Here is an 18,522-nt window from a genome sequence, read left to right as displayed (position 1 = left end):
GCATTGCGGCTTTGAGCCGGTTTTGCAAGTCTCAGGCAAAGATCTTGCCCGGATTGAAGATGTTGTCGGGATCGAGAGAGCGTTTGATCTGCCGCATCAGATCCAGCGCATCACCGAGTTCGGCCGCAAGAAACGGCATCTTGCCCTGCCCGATCCCATGTTCGCCCGTACAGGTGCCGTCCATGGACAGCGCCCGCGCATTCAGCCGCTCGACGAAAGCCTCCGCCTGCGCCACATCAGCCGCATCCTTGTCGTCGAAGAGCAACCCCACATGAAAATTTCCATCGCCGGCGTGCCCGACGATCGGCGCGACCAAGCCATGCGCAGCAATGTCTTCATGCGTCGCCGCGACGCAGTCGGCAAGGCGCGAGATCGGCACGCAGACGTCGGTGGAGAGAATGGCGCGCCCGGGCATGAGGCTCTTCTGCGCCCAGTAGGCGTTGTGCCGTGCCTTCCAGAGCCGTGCCCGCTCTTCCGGATTGGTCGTCCAGATGAAACCCGTAGAACCGAATTCCGACGCTATTTCGGCGAATTGGCGGGACTGCAGCTCGACGCTCTCCCCGCTGCCGTGGAATTCGACGAAAAGGGTGGGCGTTTCCTGGTAGGTCAGGCCCGAATAGGCATTGCACGCCTTCATCTGCAACGCGTCCAGGAGTTCGATACGCGCCACCGGGATGCCGGACTGGATCGTCAGGATCACGGCATTGCAGGCGTCGGCAATCGTCGGAAACGGGCAGACGCCGCCGGAGATCACCTCCGGTATGCCCTGCAGGCGCAGCGTGATCGAGGTGACGATGCCGAGGGTGCCTTCCGCGCCGACGAAGAGGCGCGTCAGGTCGTAGCCGGCCGACGACTTGCGCGCCCGATGGGCCGTCCTGATTTCGCGCCCGCCTGCGACGACGGCCGTGACGGCGAGCACGTTTTCCTTCATCGTGCCGTAGCGCACCGCATTGGTGCCCGATGCACGCGTCGACGCCATGCCGCCGATCGAGGCGTTCGCGCCCGGATCGATCGGGAAGAAGAGACCGGTGTCGCGCAGGTAGCTGTTGAGTTCCTCCCGCGTCACGCCCGGCTCCACCGTGCAGTCCAGGTCTTCGGCGTTGACCGCGAGCACGCGGTTCATCCGCATCATGTCGACGGAGATGCCGCCATGGGGCGCGTTGACGTGACCTTCGAGCGAGGAGCCCGTTCCGAAGGGGATGAGCGGCACGCGGTGTTCACATGCGATCTCCACGATCTCGCGCACCTCGGCGGCACTTTCGGGGAAAACCACGGCATCGGGGAGCTGCGCGGGAATGTAGGTCGTCGTGTTGGCGTGCTGGGCCCGGATCGCTTCACCGGTCTGGAATCGATCGCCGAAGCGTGTGGCGAGGTATGTTTTGGCCGCCGCGATACCGTTCTCGTTTCTCGCCCCTGCCCGGATTGCGTTCAACGCCACGAAAATTCTCCTTCTCATCTCCCGATGCGCCTTCGCGGCACCCGGAAGAGCGCTCTTTCGTCTTGAGCGCCCGCATAATCTATCCCTAATCCGCACTCGAATTAAGGGCACCGGTCCGGCGCGACAAGGAAAATACGCGAGAGCTCACTCTCCCGCCTCCGCTTTCGCAAATCCGTCTCGGGCGCTTTGGACGGCTTCGAAGATCGACACCGTCCTTATCCGGACGCGTCCTACTGCATGTTTCCTTTAATCGTATCCGATTAAAGGACAAAAACATGCAGCAGATCAAAGTGCTACAGCGACCTTTGCGCGTCTGATAAGACGCGCGGCGCTGTAGCCAGCCGGCCGGCCGGAAGCGCTTACATTTCAACGGGCTACTGTGCAAATCGGAATCACTTTGTCCAGAAGTTCACCGGTTTGGAGTGCCCTCGCGTCAAAAAATTACCGCCGGTGATACCGGCTTGTCACAAGTCCGGCCGACTGCACCGGCGCTGCAGCGAATGCGTCTTTTGTTTGCAGGCCTATAGGGTATTATGTCCGGAAAGGGAGAACGTCGCATGTTCGGGCTGCTTGCTTTGATCACCGCGTCGATTTTCTTCGGCGCCGCCATTTACATCAATGTGGCTGAACAGCCTGCCAGGCTTGCCCTGGACGGAGGCGCAGCGCTCCGGGAATGGGTGCCCGCCTATCGGCGCGGCTTCGAGATGCAGGCTCCCCTCGCGATCGTTTCCTGCCTTCTCGGCGCTGTGGCATGGTGGCAGTCGGGCGATGCGCTCTGGGGCTTGGGAGCGGCCGTCATCATACTCAACTGGCCCTATACGCTGTTCGTCATCATGCCCGTCAATCAGCGCCTGGAGACGACCCGTCCGGATCAGGCGAATGCGGAGACCCGCGAACTCATCGAGCGCTGGGGCAAGCTCCATGCCGGCCGCAGCGCCCTCGGTGCGCTCGCCACCGTCATCTATCTCGCTGCCGCAGCAGGCGGCTTCTGACGATCTCGCGGCAATCGCACCGCGCCACCTGCCGCTGCGCGCCAGATCTCGCTCATCTCAGATCTTGAGCACCTCGGCCGCGTTCATCTCCTCCTGCAGCTTCCGCTCCTCGTCGGCATGCGGCTTGGTAAAGCGGGCAATGACCAGATAGGCGACCGGCGTCAGGTAGAGCGTCACGACCACCGCCAGGCCCAACCCGCCGACGAGGACCCAGCCGAGCGCGATGCGCGCTTCGGCGCCGGCACCGCTTGCCAGCACCAGCGGTACCGCGCCCACGACGGTCGCGATCATGGTCATCATCACCGGTCTGAGACGGATATTGGCGGCATTCTCGATGGCACTGCGGACGTCCTGCCCCCGGTCGCGGAGCTGGTTGGCGAACTCTACGATCAGGATGCCGTTCTTGGCCATGATGCCGACAAGCATGACGAGCCCTATCTGACTGTAGATGTTCAGCGTGTTGCCGGTCACGATCATTGCGAAGACGGCGCAGGCGAGACCGAGCGGCACGGTCGACATGATGATGAGGCCGCTCACGAAGCTTTCGAATTGCGCCGCAAGCACCAGGAAGATGATGACGAGCGCGAAGCCGAAGGTAACGAACAGGCCGTTGGCGTTCTCGTCCAGTGTCGCGGCCTCGGCAAGCGGCATGACCCGCGATCCCGGCGGCAGAAGGGGTTCGGCCATCTCTTCGACCATCGACAGCGCCTCGCCGAGTGCGAGATCGGATTTCAGCCCCGCCGAGAGCGAAACGGCGCGCAGTTGCGACTCGCGGGAAAGCTGCGGCGCCACTGCCTTCTCCTCGACCGTTGCGATCGACGACATCGGCACGATGCGGCCGTCGCCGGCCTTGACGAAGATGTTCTGCAGGTCCGTCGGGTCGTTGAGCGGCTCGGTGGAAGAGAGCAGCTTGACCGGATAGGCTTCTCCTTCCACGAAGATGTCGACGACGCTGCTGCCGTCGAGCATCGCCTGCAGCGCCCAGGAGAGGCCACCTATGTCCACGCCGAGGTCGGAGGCGCGCTCGCGGTCGATCGTCACCGACAATTGCGCCTGATTGGCCTCGTAGTTGAGCCTCACATTCTCGAAACGGCCGGTATCCTCCATTGCCCTGACGAGCTTCGCCGCCGCGTCGCCCAGCTTCGTGTAATCGTTGCCGACAAGCGCGACCTGAAGGCCGCTGCCGGCACCCCGGATACCGAGGCTGTTCGCCTGGATGGTGAAGGCGCGAACCGACGGGATCTTCGAGGTCGCCCTGTTGATGTCGGCGACGATCTGGCCCTGCGTACGCTCGCGCTCTTCCCACGGGGCAAGCGTCAGGACCATGAAGCCGCTATTGGCCGAGCCGCCCTGGCCGGAAATCGAGAACACATTGCTGATCTCGCCGGATTTGAGCAGCGGCTGCAGGCCCTCTTCGATGCGGCGTAGCTGTGCCTGCGTGTATTCCAGCGAGACGCCCTGCGGCGCGTTGATCCGCAGCATGACCTGCGAACGGTCCTCGTTCGGCGTCAGCTCCGACTTGAGCGTCAGGAAGCCCAGAGCGCCGGCGGCGGTAAAGAAAGCGGCCACCGCGAAGACGATGAGCGGCGCATTGAGGCAGGCGCGAAGCGTTACGCGGTAGAAGGCGGAAGCGCGCCGTCCGAAGCGCTGCATCACCCCGTCATGCTCATGCGGCTCTTTCGTCAGCATGCGCGAGGCGAGCATCGGACAGAGCGTCAGCGAGACGAAGGACGACAGGAGGATCGAGAAGGCGAGCACGAAGCCGAATTCACGGAAGAGGCCCCCGGTCTGCCCCGGCAGGAAGGAGAGAGGAACGAACACGGCCGCCAGCGTGGCCGTGGTTGCGAGCACGGCGAAGAAGACCTCGAGCGTACCGTGCACGGCGGCGGCGCGCGGACCGAGGCCCTCCGCCCGGCGCCGCACGATATTTTCGAGCACCACGATCGCGTCATCGACGACGAGCCCGGTCGCAAGCACGATCGCCAGAAGCGTCAGGATGTTGATCGAGAAGCCCGCAAGATAGATCGCGGCCACCGTTCCGATCAGCGCGATCGGCATGGTGATGGTCGGGATAAGCGTCGCGCGCCAGTCGAGCAGGAACAGGTAGATGACGAGGGTGACGATGAAAACCGCGACGAAGAGTGCGATCTCCACCTCGTGGATGGCGCCGTTGATGAACACCGCGTCGTCGCTGGTGATCTTGAGTTCGGTTCCGGGCGGCAGGATATCCGAGGAGATCGCGTCCACAACGCTGCGCATGCCTTCGGAAATATCGACCGTGTTCGACTGGGCCTGACGGATGATGCCGAGGCCGATACCCTCGCGGCCGTTGGAGCGCAGCGCCGAGGTGCCCGTATCCGGGCCGAGGGTCACGGTCGCCACGTCGCGAAGCCGGACATTGTTGCCGAGCATGAGGTTTTCGAATTGCTCGGGCGTCTGAAGATCGGCCGTCGCCCGAACGGATATGTCCTGACTTGCGCTCGTCAGCGAGCCCGCAGGCACATCGTAGGAGGCGTCGGAAAGCGCCTCGCGAAGATTGGCCACGGTGACGCCGCGTCCGGCGAGCTTCGCCTGGTTGAGGTCGATACGGAAAATCTTCTCCTGATCGCCGTAGACGGTGACGTCGGCAACGCCTTCGACCGCCGCCAGCCGGTCGCTGATCTCGTTCTCGACGAGCAGCGTCATGTCGTCCATGCTCATCGTGTCGGAGGTCAATGCCAGGCGCATGATCGGCTGGCTGTCGGAATCCGCCTTCACGATGCGCGGCTCGTCGGCATCATCAGGCAATTGGCCGGTGATCCGGCCGAGCGCATCGCGAACGTCGTTGGCTGCCTGGCCGATATCGGTCGTGTCGGAGAATTCGAGCGTGACCCGGCTGCGCCCGAACGAAGAGGACGACGAAATGCCCTTGATGCCCTGCACGCGCGAGACGGCACCTTCGATGACCGAGGTCACTTCACGGTCGATCGTCTCCGGCGAGGCGCCGTCGAACTCGGTCGTGACCGAGACCACCGGCTGGTCGACCTGCGGCAGTTCGCGGATCTCGACGCCATTCCAGGCGGCAAGACCAGCCACGACGATCAATGTGTTGACGACCAGGGCGAAGATCGGCCGGCGGATGAAAAGCGCGGTGAAACCCGTCTTTCCGCCCTGCCCTCCACCCGGTTGATGGCCTCCCATACCGATATTCATTGAGCGTCTCCCGCGACCTTCTGCTCGGCCTCGGCCGCAGGCTCGCCGGCGATGCGCACCACGCCGCCGTCGCGAAGCCGCTGCACGCCCTCGGTCACGACGCGGTCGCCCTCGGCGAGTTCCGCATCGACAAGCACCTTGTCGGGATTGCGCTGGATGATCTTGATCGGCACGCGCTCGCTTTTGTCGCCTTTGACCCGCCAGATAAAGGAGCCTTCGGAGCTCCACTGGATGGCCAGCGGGTCGACGGTGGGATATCGGTCGCCGTCGAATGCCACGGTGACGGAGAAGGACATGCCGGCGCGCAGCATGTCATCCGGATTCTCGAGTCGCGCCCGGACCCGGAGCGTCCGGCTCTCCGGGTCGAGGCGGTTGTCTATCGCGTGAACGACGCCCTGAAGTGCACGTCCCGGCTGCGCGATCGCGCTCGCGGTCACCGGCTGATCGACGGAGATCTTGCCGGCGAAGCGCTCGGGCACCCAGAAATCGACGAGGATCTGCGACCGGTCGTCCACGACGGCAATCGGAGTCGAGGTCGTGACGTAATCTCCTATATTGACGGTGATGATCCCGACCACCCCCTTGGAGGGCGCCACGATATCGCGACGCTTCAGGTCGAGCTCGGCCGTTTTCAGCGCCAGTTCGGCCGCCTGCAACGCGATTTCGGAGTCACGCACCTCAACGGCCGTCACTGCGCGCGCGGTGCTGAGATTGCGGTAGCGCTCGACCTTCTCCCGGGCACTGTCGCGCGTCAGCCGCGCCTGCTCGGCAGCGATCATCTGGTCGTCGCTGTCGAGGCGCGCGATAACCTGGCCTTCCGTGATCCTGTCGCCCGACTTCACCAGTATTTCGGTGAGATTTCCCGTTGCGGTCGGCGTCACGGTAACCGAGCGGATCGCTTCGCCGTTGCCGATCGCGTTCAGCCTGTCGTTGACGACGGCGCGCTCGGCCGGCTTGACGACGACCAGGGGTGCTTCCGCGAAGCCGCTGCGTCGACCCTGCCCGCGCTCGCTATCGCCCGAACCGCCCCTTGCCCCTTCGCCGCCCTGCGGTCCCGACAAGGCATCGATCAACGGTTGCGAAACCCCGATCGCGGCCAAGGTCTCACCCGCTCCGGGCGCAAGACGCACCCACGCGGCGCCCCCGACGGCGAGGACGACGACGCTGATCGCGAGCTGATTCCAAAAGCGCATTCATGTCTCCAAAAGAAAAGCTCTCCAAAAGAAAAGCGCGCTCCAACGAGGCGCGCACCCGATGGAACGTTCCGATTTGCGCTGATTATCGTTGTTTGCAGACGTCCGGGCAATCTCGGAATGGCATCATTACGCAATTGTAACAAAAGCGATTTTGGTGGCGGCATGATGGCGCTTGCGCCCGTCCTGAAACGCACACGCCGGCGGTGAGGCGGCGGCATGTTTACAGCTTGCGTGGCTCGGTTATTCTGTTCGTCGCCGGCGGCTGTTTCGGGCCGGCTCTCGACACGAAGGGAGACGGCAATGTGCGATGCATGCGTCATCGAATCGGTCAAGCAGCGGATGGTGTCGCGGCGCGGTTTGCTCCGTGCGGCCGCGGTCGGTACGGCAGGCATTGCCGCCGCCGGCATGGGAATCGTACCTCCGGCGCTTGCCGCCGGCCACGGCAGCGTCACCGATCTCACCCATGAACTTCATGAGGAGTTTCCGACCTTCTTCGGCCAGCAGCAATTCTTCCGGGAGCAGAAGTTCAAGTATGCCGAACACAAGTTCAACCTGTTCGAACTTCGGGTGAACGAGCACACCGGTACTCATGTCGACGCGCCGCTGCACTTCTCCGCCGACGGCCTTTCGGTGGCGGAGCTGCCCCTCGACAAGCTGATCGTGCCGCTCTGCGTCGTCGACATCCGCGAGAAGGCGGCCGCCGATCCGGATGCGCAGCTGACGCCGGACGACATCAAAGCGTGGATCGCCGCCAACGGGGACATTCCCGAGAACGCCTGCGTCGCCATGCTGTCGGGCTGGTCGGATCATCTCGGCAGCGACAAGTTCCGCAATGCCGACACGGCTGGAAAGATGCATTTCCCCGGCTTTCACGTCGAAGCAGCCAAGTTCCTGATCGAGGACACGAGGGCAGCCGGCATTGCCGTCGATACGCTCTCGCTCGACCACGGCATCTCACCCGATTTCGCCGCCCACTACGCCTGGCTGCCGGAAGGCCGCTGGGGGCTCGAGGCGGCCGCCAATCTCGACAAGCTGCCGGCGAAGGGCGCGACGCTGGTCCTCGGCGCGCCCAAGCACCGCGGCGGCACCGGCGGCCCGGCCCGCGTCTTCGCTCTCGTTTGAAACGCATGGAGCAAGCATGAGCACTGTTGCGCCGCCATCCGGTCCCGAATCCGACCCACGCGTCAAGGCCGTCTTCGACGACATCCGCGCGACCCGGAAATCGGACTTCATCAACAATATGTGGCTCTGGCTCGCCTTCGACCCCGGCCTGCTGGAGCGGACCTGGGCGGAGGTCAAGGCGGTGATGGCGACGCCTTCGCCGCTCGACCCACTGGTGAAGGAGATGCTCTATATCGCCGTTTCCGTGACCAATGGCTGCGGCTACTGCATTCATTCCCATACCGCCGCCGCCAGGGCCAAGGGAATGACGGACGCCGAGCACGCGGATCTCCTGCGCGTCATTTCGCTTGCCGCCAAGACCAACCAGCTCGCGACGGCCCTGCAGGTGCCGGTCGATCCGGTGTTCGACGCGTCCGGCAGAACATAAAAACTCGGCATGCCGGCCTGAAAACACCAGTCTTTCCACAGGCATGCCCGGGTGGGCGAAGGTTCCGGAATAAAAGAAGAACATCCTTTCTGGCCTTTCGGTCCCGAATCACTACATTGGGCCGCATGACCAAAGGTTTTGACGATATTCCCTTTTTCGACGAGGAGCCCGCGCCGCGGAAACCCGCGGCCGCCGGCGGCGGCATCGCCGCGCGCGCCATGGCCGCCCGCGACAAGGCCCAGCGACCGGACTACGTCTCCGGGCTCAATCCGGAGCAACGGGAGGCAGTCGAGGCGCTGGAAGGTCCGGTACTCGTGCTCGCCGGCGCCGGCACCGGCAAGACGCGCGTTCTGACGACGCGGATCGCCCATATCCTTTCGACCGGCCGCGCCTATCCCTCGCAGATCCTCGCCGTCACCTTCACCAACAAGGCGGCGCGGGAAATGAAGGAGCGCATCGGCGTGCTCGTCGGCCACGCCGTCGAAGGCATGCCCTGGCTCGGCACCTTCCACTCGATCGGGGTCAAGCTCCTCCGCCGCCATGCCGAGCTGGTGGGTCTGCGGTCCGACTTCACCATCCTCGACACCGACGACGTCGTTCGCCTCATCAAGCAGCTCATCCAGGCGGAGGGCCTCGACGACAAGCGCTGGCCGGCCAAGCAGTTCGCCGGCATGATCGACACCTGGAAGAACAAGGGCCTGGACCCGTCGCAAATCCCGGAAGGCGATGCCCGCGCCTTTGCCAACGGCAAGGGCCGCGAGCTCTATGCCGCCTACCAGAACCGGCTGCTGACCCTGAATGCCTGCGATTTCGGCGACCTGCTGCTGCATCCGATCCGCATGTTCCGCGCCAATCCGGACGTGCTGAAGGAGTATCACGCCAAGTTCCGTTACATCCTCGTCGACGAGTACCAGGACACCAACACGGCGCAATATATGTGGCTGAGGCTGCTGGCCCAGCAGACGCAAGCGTCGCGAAATCGCCCCTCATCCGGCCTGCCGGCCACCTTCTCCCCGTCCGACGGGGAGAAGGGACAAGCGGCGCGTTCGCAATCCCCCCTCTCCCCGTCAGAACGGGGAGAGGGCCGGGGTGAGGGGCAACCCACCGTCAACATCTGCTGCGTCGGCGACGACGACCAGTCGATCTACGGCTGGCGCGGCGCCGAGGTGGACAACATTCTCCGCTTCGAGAAGGATTTCCCCGGCGCCAAGGTCATCAAGCTGGAGCGCAACTACCGCTCGACCGAGCATATCCTCGGCGCGGCGGCGCATCTGATTGCCCATAACGAGGGCCGGCTCGGCAAGACGCTCTTTACCGAGCGCACGAATCCCGACGACGAGAAGGTGCATGTTCATGCCGCCTGGGACTCCGAGGAGGAGGCTCGCGCGATCGGCGAAGAGATCGAGCAGCTCCAGCGCAAGAAGCACAATCTGAACGACATATCGATCCTCGTGCGCGCCTCTTTCCAGATGCGCGAATTCGAAGACCGCTTCGTCACGCTCGGCCTCAACTATCGCGTCATCGGCGGCCCTCGCTTCTATGAGCGGCTCGAAATCCGCGATGCCATGGCCTATTTCCGCCTCGTCTGCCAGCCCGCCGACGACCTCGCCTTCGAGCGGATCGTCAACACGCCGAAGCGCGGCCTCGGCGAGACGACCGTCCGCACCCTGCACGACTATGCCCGGGCCCGCGACATCCCGATGCTAGCCGCGGCAAGCGACATCGTCGAGACGGACGAATTGAAGCCGAAGGCTCGCAAGGGCCTCTTCGACGTCGTCGCCGATTTCCGCCGCTGGCAGACATTGCTCGAAACGACGCCGCACACCGAACTTGCAGAGCGGATCCTCGACGAGAGCGGCTATACCGCCATGTGGCAGGCCGACAAATCGGCGGAAGCGCCCGGGCGCCTCGAAAACCTGAAGGAGCTCATTCGTTCGATGGAAGCCTTCGAGTCCATGCGCGGCTTTCTCGAGCACGTCGCGCTGGTGATGGACGCCGAGCAGAACGAGAATATGGATGCCGTCTCCATCATGACGCTGCATTCGGCCAAGGGGCTGGAATTCGACACCGTCTTCCTGCCGGGGTGGGAGGAAGGGCTCTTCCCGCATCAGCGCGCCCTGGATGAAGGCGGCCGCGCAGGTCTGGAGGAGGAGCGCCGCCTCGCCTATGTCGGCATCACCCGTGCCAAGCGCCGCTGTCATATCTGGTTCGTTTCGAACCGCCGCATCCACGGCCTCTGGCAATCGACGCTTCCCTCGCGCTTCCTCGACGAGTTGCCGATCGCTCATGTGGAAGTGGCCGAACAGGAGGTCTCCTATGGCGGTTACGGTCGCGGCGGTTACGGCCAGTCGCGCTTCGACAAGGCCGATCCCTTCGAGAACAATTACCAGACGCCCGGCTGGAAACGCGCCCAGCAGCACCGGTCGGAGGCCACCCGAGACAACTGGGGCACCCGCTCCGGCCACGCCATCGAACGCATCGGTTACGGCGAATCGGGCCCCCGCACCCGCACCATCGAAGGCGAGCTCGTCGCCAAGTCGACGAGCGCCGAGCCCTCCCGCTTCAATGTCGGCGACCGGGTCTTCCACATCAAGTTCGGCAACGGCAACATCGCGGCGATCGAGGGCAACAAGCTGACGATCGATTTCGACCGCGCCGGGCAGAAGCGCGTGCTGGATGGGTTCGTAGAACGGGTGTGAGCACTTCCGGGAAAACCGTGCAGCGGTTTTCCGCTCTACCTTGTCGGCCTCAAAACATCTTTCGATACATAACGAAGCCCGACTTCTCGGCCACCTTGTCGTAGAGCTGCATCGCCGTGTCGTTGGTCTCGTGGGTCAGCCAATAGACACGCGGCGACCCCACGCGTTTCGCCGCTTCGTAGACTCCGTTGATGAGCGCCCGGCCGACTCCCTTGCCGCGGGCGGCCTCATCGGTGAAAAGGTCCTGCAGATAGCAATTCGGCTGGATCGACGTCGTGCTGCGGTGAAAAATGTAGTGCGTCAGTCCGATGAGCCGCCCCTCGCTTTCGGCGACCAGCGCATGCATCGGCTCATAGGCATCGAAGAAGCGGGACCAGGTCATCCGGGTGATGTCGGGATGGAGCGCGGTTTCGCCGGCTCGGCCGTAAAAGGCGTTGTAGCCGTCCCAAAGCGGCAGCCACTGCTCATAGTCGAGGCGCGTTACCGGGCGTATGGCAAGATAGTCGGACATTCTCAATCCTCGTTCGCAAGTTCAGGCGCATTACAACTATCTTTGCCCGAAGCCTGTGTCACCGCCCCTCGCCTGCCTCAACAGCGCGATCACCTCGGCATCCGTGGTCTGCTCGAAATCGTCGTAATAGATGCTGACGGCATGGAAAGGGGTGGGGCTGGCGAGACAGACGAGCCGGTCCACGTCGTCCCCCAGGCTTGCGATCGCGCTCTTCGGGGCGACCGGCACGGCGAGCATTAGTGCCGCGGCACCTGCCTGCCGCAGGGCTTTCGCCGCAGCTTTGGCCGTTCCGCCCGTGGCAATGCCGTCGTCGACAATGATGACATTGCGACCGCTTGGAGAAATTCGCGCCTGGTCGCCCAGATAGAGGACGCGGCGTCGCGCGAGTTCGAGCCTTTGCCGCTCGGTCTCCGCCTGGACGTACTTCTCGGAAGGATTCACGATACGCATTGCCTCGGCATTGAGCACGACTTGCGGTTCGTCGCTGTCGACCAGCGCTCCGAGACCGAATTCGGGATGACCCGGTGCGCCGATCTTGCGAACGATGAGGAGCTCGAGGGACGCGCCGAGAGTTCTTGCCACCTCGAAGGCGACCGGTACGCCGCCGCGCGGCAATGCCATCACGAGCGGGTCGGCGAAGTCCGCTTTCTCGGTGAGATGCGCTTCGATGACGCGAGCAAGCCTTCGACCCGCATCGGCCCTGTCTGCAAAGGGTATGTCTGCAAAGGATATGCCTTCCTGGGCCATGACACCGCTCCCTGAAAAGCTCTGCGACCGATCGCCACAACTATGGAGAGAGTGATCGCTCAAATTGCAGCGATTTTCGCCAGCTTTCGTTAATGCGCCATCGTTACCAATGGCCTCGCATAATGGCTGAAACGCAAGCCGCACTTTATTTTAGCACGACAGGCCGTTTCGAAATGAGCTTTCTCTCCGCCATACCGGTCATCGCACTTCTTGCCATGCTACCCGTTCTCCTCTCTCTGCGGCCGGTTGCCGGTGTTCGGGAGTTCTCCGCCAGTTGCGCGCTCTCGGCAGCGTCGGCAGGCGCCTTGACGGTTGCGGCGGCGTTGCAGGCGCCGGTCGCCGCAATGTTCGGCTATGCGGGTCTCGCCGTTGCCCTCTTCTTCGTCCTCCAGGGCCTCCGCCGGTTCCTCGCATTGTCGATTCCGGCCTCGCTTTGTCTGGTGCTCGCGTTCTCGAGCGGCGTGCTCGGCTTCATCATCGCTCTCGGCGGCCACGACAGCCCGGCCGCCGGCATGATCGTCGTTGCGGGCGTTGTCGCAGCTCTACTTCTCGTCCTTGGTCTGGCCGCAGCCGACCGCTGGCCGGGCGAAAAGCCGGCGATCCAGGTCGTTGTCGTCGGCTCCGCCGCCGTGGTTTTCACCGCCCTTGCCCATGCCCTCGGCCCATCGGCGCACGTCTTGCCGGGACCGCCGGGCTCGCCCGCCTCGAGCCTGTTCGATTTCCTGCTCGTCACCATGCGGGTGCTGTGCCTTCCCCTCCTCTTCCTGGCCTTGATCCTCACGATGCAGGCCCGGGTCATCGCCGGATTGAGGGCCATCATCGCACGCGACGGCTTGACCGGTGCGCTGTCACGCGGGACGCTCATGGAAGAGGGCGAGCGGATCTTCGCCGAGTGCGTGGCACGCCAGGAGCCGGCTGCCTTCCTGCTGCTCGACCTCGATTTCTTCAAACAAATCAACGATCAGTATGGGCACGCCTGCGGCGACATGGCGCTCGCGCATTTTGCCGATACCGTCTCGGCTTTCCTCGCCGGACGGGGCGTCCTCGGACGGATCGGTGGCGAGGAATTCGGCATCGTCCTGCCGGACCACACGGAAGATCAGGCAAGGGCGCTTGCTGAGGATATCTGCCGCGTGGTGCGTGAGACGCCGGCCGGCCGCTCGCATCAGCGCATCCGTCTGACCGTGAGCATCGGGATCGCCGCCGCCATTGCGGGCGAAACGATTACCGACGTGATGATACGCGCCGACCTTGCTCTCTACGACTCAAAGGCGGATGGTCGCGACCGTTGCTCGGTAGCAAGGGATCGCCGCATCGACGCCAGCGCCCGCGCCCTTGCGGCAGCCGCCGCGCAATTGCGCGAAGCCCGTGCTGCACGGTCGGAACTGCGCCACTCGGCGTGACTTCTCGCACGATGGATCCTGCATATCGCCGGGTCTGACGGCCGGTGCTTGCATTGCAGCATCCGCTGCCTATCTGAACGGTGCAGTTCATTGGAGGATACTCATGTTGCGCCGCATCCGTGCCTTGCTTGTCGCCGGCCTCACCGTCTCGGCCGCAGCGGTTTCGCCGGTCCACGCCGAAACCGTTGGCCAGGTCGGGGTCGACTGGCTCGGCAACGACATCAAGATCGATGCCGTAAGCGACCCGAAGGTGACCGGGGTTACCTGCCACGTCACCTATTTCGATCGCAGCGTCATCGACCGCCTGAAGAACGGCAACTGGTTCGAGGATCCGTCGAACAACTCCATCGCCTGCCGCCAGACCGGCCCCATCGCCATCGATGATATCGACCTGTCGAAGGAGGGAGAGGAAGTCTTCCGTTCCGGACTGTCTCTCATCTGGAAGAACCTGCTGGTGACCCGCATCTACGACAAGGCCAACGACACGCTGATCTATCTGGCGCATTCGAGGCAGTTGACCGACGGATCGGCCAAGATGTCGATCACCACGGTCCCGCTCTATGGCCAATCGGTCACCTGGAAGAATGGGCGGCCGGAATAATCGATCCGGCGAACGCAGCAGATCAAGACGGCCGGAAGGGGAGTACGGGTTTTCCGCACTCCCCTTCCGAGCTACAGTGCGCGCTTCCTGCGAGACTAAGGTCTGCCGCATTTTACGCCGCATACATCGTCTCTTGAGCTGGTGCGCCTCGAGGAAACATGCAGTAGCTGATTTCGCGCCTTACGGTTTAGGCGGCACAATGCCCCGATAGTAGTCGCCCTCACCCGGGTCGTATCTCTCCTGGTAGGTACCGCTTGGAGACATCATACGGCCCCCGTCGATACTCCCCGTTGCAGTCGGGTCGACCGAAGACGGAGGCAGGTTACGCGACGCCGGCATGCGCACCTGGTTCTGGGTTCCCGGAGGGTGGTTCGGGTCGAGGCCCTGATAATAGCTGTCCGCAAAGGCTGGCACCGCGGCACCGACCAAGGCGGACGACAGGACAAATGCAGCAAATGATGTTTTCAGAGAAACTCTCATGGCATTAACTCCTATGTCCGTTAGGCATCCCACCTCCCAATGGATGCTACTGTTCAGCATACGAGCCTCCTACGGATGCTGCGGTTACCAAGATAACACCCGGCACCGGTCGAAAGCGTTTGACGATTTGTCACTTTTGCTCATCCAAGAGTGATGCTCATTACGTAACTGTAACTTGACCGCCCCCTCCACCGCCGGGGGCGGCATCGTGGCGCGTCCTTGGACTGAAAGAGCATACAGAGGCGGACCATCGCCTCTGAAGGCGGTGGTCCGCTAAAGCGCAATGCGCTCGAAGGCAACTAAAAATGTTTAGGGACGAGGAGCCGGAGGCGAGATGCCTTGATAATAGTCGCCGTCGCCGGGGCCCTGATACTCGTTCGTATAGTGCTCACGTACCCGGCCAGGCGCGTTGGTCGCTCGGCTTCCCGGCGCCGGTTCCATGTAGATGCTGCCGGTCGGCGCCGGATCGACATAGACGCTGCCCGTCGGTGCGGGATCGACATAGACGCTGCCGGTTGGGGCAGGATCGACATAATAGGGACGTGCCGGCACCATTACCGCCCCTCTGTTCTGGGTGCCCGGAGGATTATGCGGGTCGATGCCCGGATAGTAACTGTCTGCAAAGGCCGGCACGGCGACGCCGGCAAGCGCCGATGAGAGGGCAAATGCAGCGAGCGATGTTCTGAAAGAAACTTTCATGGCGTTGCTCCTGTCTGTTTCCACATCAGCTTCCAAACGCGGAGGCTGTAATCACCAGCAGAGGGCTTCTCGCCAAATGCTGCCTGTTCATAACTCGTTTCGCGTGCAGGGGTTCCTTGCGCGCGACCGGTACGTTTTCACATTTGCTCGCTCCGCCGTGATGCCGACCGCCGTGCAGTAGCCGCCGAGCGTCCGCCGGCTCATGCGAAAAAGCCCGCTTTCGCGGGCCTGTTCAAACCGTCCATTAAGGTCCGGGCTCAGAGCGGGATGAGGAAATTTGGGTGCGGTTTTCCGCCCGCATCCCGCGTCTCAACTTCCTGGAATCGATCATGTTCATGTTTTTAGGTCGGCCCGACCTGAAAACATCGTGATCTAGGCCGCCTGCGCCAGTTCCTCGGCGATGACGGTGTCGAGATTGAGGAAGCAGACCATGGATTTTTCAAGCGCGACGATGCCGCGGCAGAAGGCGCGCTGGGCTTCCGGGATGATTTCCGGCGCGGGCTGCAGGTCTTCGCTTCGGATCGTCATCATATCGGAGACCTGCTCGACCAGCAGTCCGACGAGCTTGCCGTTGATGTCGGTGACGATGATGGCGGAGCGCTCCGACGGCTCGGTCATCTTCATGCCGAGACGGCAGGCCATGTCGATGACCGGGATCACCGCACCACGCAGGTTGATGAGGCCGAGAACATAGGGCGGCGTGTGCGGCATCGGTGTCACCGGTGCCCAACCGCGGATTTCCCGGATTGCCATGATGTCGATGCAGAATTCCTGTTCGCCCAGGTGAAAGGAGACGATTTCGAGATAGGCGCCTGACTGCTTGATTGCGTTGCTCATGATCAAAACTCTTCCCAATTTTCACCGGACGCCGTTACCGACGGCGTTGATCCCGGCCTGTTACCGAATGCGCCAGCCAGTTTTCCCATCAACGCCTTTGCTGGAGATGAAGCTGGACGCGTGGATGATTGCGCGGCCGCGGGCTTGCGAAGCGACACGAGCGCGGCAGCAGTCGCTGTTGCCGCCCGCGCCGGAGCGCTTGCCGTCGCCGAGCCTGCCCTGCCCGGCGGCTGGATCGCCGCCGTGCGAATCGCCGTCTCGCGCGCCTGCCCGTGGCGGAATTGCCCGACGATCTCGCTGAGTTTCTCGGCATCCTGCGCAAGCGTATGGCTGGCCGCATTGGTCTGCTCGACCATTGCGGCATTCTGCTGCGTCATCTGATCGAGTTGAGCGACAGCGGTATTGATTTCGCGAAGGCCCGTCGATTGCTCGCGCGCCGCCATGACGATCGAGCTCATATGTTCGTTGATGCAGGCCACCTTGGCACCGATGCGGCCGAGCGCGTCGCCGGTCTCCTGAACCAGCCTGACGCCGGTCTTGACTTCATTGCCCGAGCGGCTCACCAGAGCCTTGATATCCTTCGCGGCACCGGCAGCGCGCTGGGCGAGCTCCCTCACCTCCTGGGCAACGACGGCAAAGCCCTTGCCGGCCTCCCCCGCCCGCGCGGCCTCGACCCCGGCATTGAGCGCCAGCAGATTGGTCTGGAACGCAATCTCGTCGATCACGTCGATGATCTTGCCGATCTCGCTGGAAGCGCCCTCGATGCGCGCCATGGCGGCGATCGCCTCGCCGACGATGCGCCCGGACTCCTCCGCATTGATGCGTGTCTCGTCGACCATGTGGCTCGCCTCTTCGGCGCGCTCGGTCGCTGTCTTCACCGTGACGGTGATTTCCTCGAGCGCGGCCGACGTCTGCTCCAGCGACGCGGCCTGTTTTTCCGTCCGCCGCGCCAGATCGTCGGCAGCGCTGCGCATCTGCCGCCCTTTCGATTCGATCGAGGCGGTATTCTCCTTGACACTCGAAAGGACCTGGCTCAGCCGTTCCACCGTGTCGTTGAAGTCACGGCGCAACGCATCGAGCCCGCCATCGAAAGGCTCGCGGATCGCAACCGCCAGATTGCCGTCTGCAAGCTGATTGAGCGCTCCGCCGAGGGCTTCGACTGCGGTGTTGATCAGTCCGATCGCCTGCTCGCGCTCCGTCTCGTGACGCTCGCGTTCCGTCTCGGTTTCCTGCCGGCTCGCCCTGGCCCTTTCCTCGAGCGCGCGTTTCTCGATTGCCGAGACCCGGAAAAGCTCCACCGAACGTGCCATCTCGCCGATTTCGTCGCCGCGGTCGAGCCCCGCCGCTTCAGCCGTGAGATCGCCCGAATGTATCCGCCGCATGCTGTCGCGCAGACCGAGGATGCCCCGGCGCAAGACGTTCCCATGGAACCAGATCAGGCCGATCAGGGTCGCCATTGCCAGCAAACAGGCGGCTGCCTGGAGCATGAGCGCATGCTCACCACTGGTGCGGACATCGGCGATGCGCCCCGCGGCCAGGCTGGCTGCGGCATCGGCCAATTGCGCAAGCGATGCGCCCACGCGCTCGCCTGCGGCGTCGATGACATCGTCGATGCGGGCGAATTCCTCGGCTGGCGCTCCGGCCTCCACGAGCGCTTTCAGGTCCTGCTCGACGGCCTTGCGCAGTTGGGCCATATCCGATTCGAAACCGGCAAGAACTTCCGGCTTGCCGATAAGACGCGCGAGCGCTTCGAGATCGGCTTGCCTGCCCTCGATGACCTCGAGCGAGGATCCGATCTGGGCCGCACGTTCCGGCTGTATCCGGCGTTCGCCGCGGTCGACGATGGTGTCCATTGCCGCAAGCACGAGCTCCAGGCGGGCAAGGCGCATTTCCTCGAGCGTTCCCATGCCGCGCTGAGCGATAACCGCCTTGTCGAGTGCCTCTTGCGAGCCGCCTTGCTCATAAAGGCCGACGGCGAGAACGGAACCGAAACCTAGAAAGGCTGCGCCCGCAAGCGTCGCAAGGCGTAGGCTGACGGAAAGCTTTCCCTTGGCGGATGGAACGGTGTTCATCGATATGGCAGTCCATAGCTGGACCCGCCGGCGGCAGGCGGGGTCCTCCGTTGCGATCGATGCGGAAAACCGGGCTCGATCAACCGGATGACCTCATGTCATATCG

15 protein-coding genes are annotated in these 18,522 nt (G+C 63.5%); 6 read left to right on the top strand and 9 right to left on the bottom strand.

Annotation, left to right across the window (positions count from 1 at the left end):
- Nucleotides 1-31 precede the first annotated feature (31 nt).
- Complete coding sequence (locus tag M1D34_RS04410) at nt 32-1,438, bottom strand: FAD-binding oxidoreductase (RefSeq protein ID WP_498780854.1); 1,407 nt, start codon at nt 1,436-1,438, stop codon at nt 32-34.
- Between the two features lie 557 nt (nt 1,439-1,995).
- On the opposite strand from M1D34_RS04410, the gene M1D34_RS04405 reads away from it, so the two are divergent.
- Complete coding sequence (locus tag M1D34_RS04405) at nt 1,996-2,430, top strand: anthrone oxygenase family protein (RefSeq protein WP_003534951.1); 435 nt, start codon at nt 1,996-1,998, stop codon at nt 2,428-2,430.
- A gap of 57 nt (nt 2,431-2,487) precedes the next feature.
- Here M1D34_RS04405 and M1D34_RS04400 read toward each other — a convergent pair whose 3' ends face one another.
- Both M1D34_RS04400 and M1D34_RS04395 read right to left on the bottom strand, forming a co-directional pair.
- Nucleotides 2,488-5,622 (bottom strand): efflux RND transporter permease subunit, encoded by a 3,135-nt coding sequence (locus M1D34_RS04400; RefSeq protein ID WP_498780851.1) that lies wholly within the window; start codon nt 5,620-5,622, stop codon nt 2,488-2,490.
- Nucleotides 5,619-6,815 (bottom strand): efflux RND transporter periplasmic adaptor subunit, encoded by a 1,197-nt coding sequence (locus M1D34_RS04395; protein ID WP_010969722.1) that lies wholly within the window; start codon nt 6,813-6,815, stop codon nt 5,619-5,621. The genes M1D34_RS04400 and M1D34_RS04395 overlap by 4 nt, the downstream gene beginning before the upstream one ends.
- 303 nt (nt 6,816-7,118) lie before the next feature.
- Between M1D34_RS04395 and M1D34_RS04390 the strand changes: the two genes are divergently transcribed.
- The 3 genes from M1D34_RS04390 (at nt 7,119) to M1D34_RS04380 (ending at nt 11,066) form a co-directional block, all read left to right on the top strand.
- Nucleotides 7,119-7,940 (top strand): cyclase family protein, encoded by an 822-nt coding sequence (locus M1D34_RS04390; RefSeq protein WP_003534956.1) that lies wholly within the window; start codon nt 7,119-7,121, stop codon nt 7,938-7,940.
- A 16-nt stretch (nt 7,941-7,956) separates the two neighbouring features.
- Nucleotides 7,957-8,367: a carboxymuconolactone decarboxylase family protein gene (locus M1D34_RS04385; protein WP_127638901.1), complete on the top strand. Its 411-nt coding sequence runs from the start codon at nt 7,957-7,959 to the stop codon at nt 8,365-8,367.
- Nucleotides 8,368-8,492: 125 nt separating this feature from the next.
- A complete protein-coding gene (locus tag M1D34_RS04380) occupies nt 8,493-11,066 on the top strand; it encodes an ATP-dependent helicase (RefSeq protein ID WP_498780847.1) in 2,574 nt (857 codons plus the stop codon).
- A 49-nt stretch (nt 11,067-11,115) separates the two neighbouring features.
- Here M1D34_RS04380 and M1D34_RS04375 read toward each other — a convergent pair whose 3' ends face one another.
- A complete protein-coding gene (locus M1D34_RS04375; protein ID WP_153313405.1) occupies nt 11,116-11,577 on the bottom strand; it encodes a GNAT family N-acetyltransferase in 462 nt (153 codons plus the stop codon).
- A gap of 36 nt (nt 11,578-11,613) precedes the next feature.
- Entirely contained in the window at nt 11,614-12,324 is a 711-nt protein-coding gene (locus tag M1D34_RS04370) for a phosphoribosyltransferase (protein WP_153313404.1), read from the bottom strand.
- 122 nt (nt 12,325-12,446) lie between these two features.
- Between M1D34_RS04370 and M1D34_RS04365 the strand changes: the two genes are divergently transcribed.
- Nucleotides 12,447-13,727: a GGDEF domain-containing protein gene (locus tag M1D34_RS04365; protein WP_498780844.1), complete on the top strand. Its 1,281-nt coding sequence runs from the start codon at nt 12,447-12,449 to the stop codon at nt 13,725-13,727.
- Between the two features lie 103 nt (nt 13,728-13,830).
- On the top strand, nt 13,831-14,328 hold the full coding sequence (locus M1D34_RS04360; RefSeq protein WP_010969727.1) for a CreA family protein: 498 nt from the start codon (nt 13,831-13,833) through the stop codon (nt 14,326-14,328).
- Between the two features lie 180 nt (nt 14,329-14,508).
- Here the strand turns inward: M1D34_RS04360 and M1D34_RS04355 are convergent, their stop codons facing one another.
- From M1D34_RS04355 to M1D34_RS04340, 4 genes are all read right to left on the bottom strand, one after another.
- Nucleotides 14,509-14,868, bottom strand: a complete 360-nt coding sequence (locus M1D34_RS04355) for a hypothetical protein (RefSeq protein ID WP_003536241.1) — start codon at nt 14,866-14,868, stop codon at nt 14,509-14,511.
- Nucleotides 14,869-15,117: 249 nt separating this feature from the next.
- On the bottom strand, nt 15,118-15,507 hold the full coding sequence (locus M1D34_RS04350; protein WP_010969729.1) for a hypothetical protein: 390 nt from the start codon (nt 15,505-15,507) through the stop codon (nt 15,118-15,120).
- A gap of 372 nt (nt 15,508-15,879) precedes the next feature.
- Nucleotides 15,880-16,344, bottom strand: coding sequence for a chemotaxis protein CheW (locus M1D34_RS04345; RefSeq protein ID WP_003536237.1), 465 nt, complete (start codon nt 16,342-16,344; stop codon nt 15,880-15,882).
- Between the two features lie 2 nt (nt 16,345-16,346).
- The gene (locus tag M1D34_RS04340) at nt 16,347-18,416 is read right to left on the bottom strand and encodes a methyl-accepting chemotaxis protein (protein ID WP_498780840.1); all 2,070 of its coding nucleotides are present in this window, start codon (nt 18,414-18,416) and stop codon (nt 16,347-16,349) included.
- Between the last annotated feature and the right edge of the window lie 106 nt (nt 18,417-18,522).

This window comes from Ensifer sp. D2-11 (assembly GCF_054161295.1).
The sequence above is the reverse complement of the archived record's forward strand: the minus strand, read 5'-3'. Positions and strand labels throughout refer to the sequence as shown.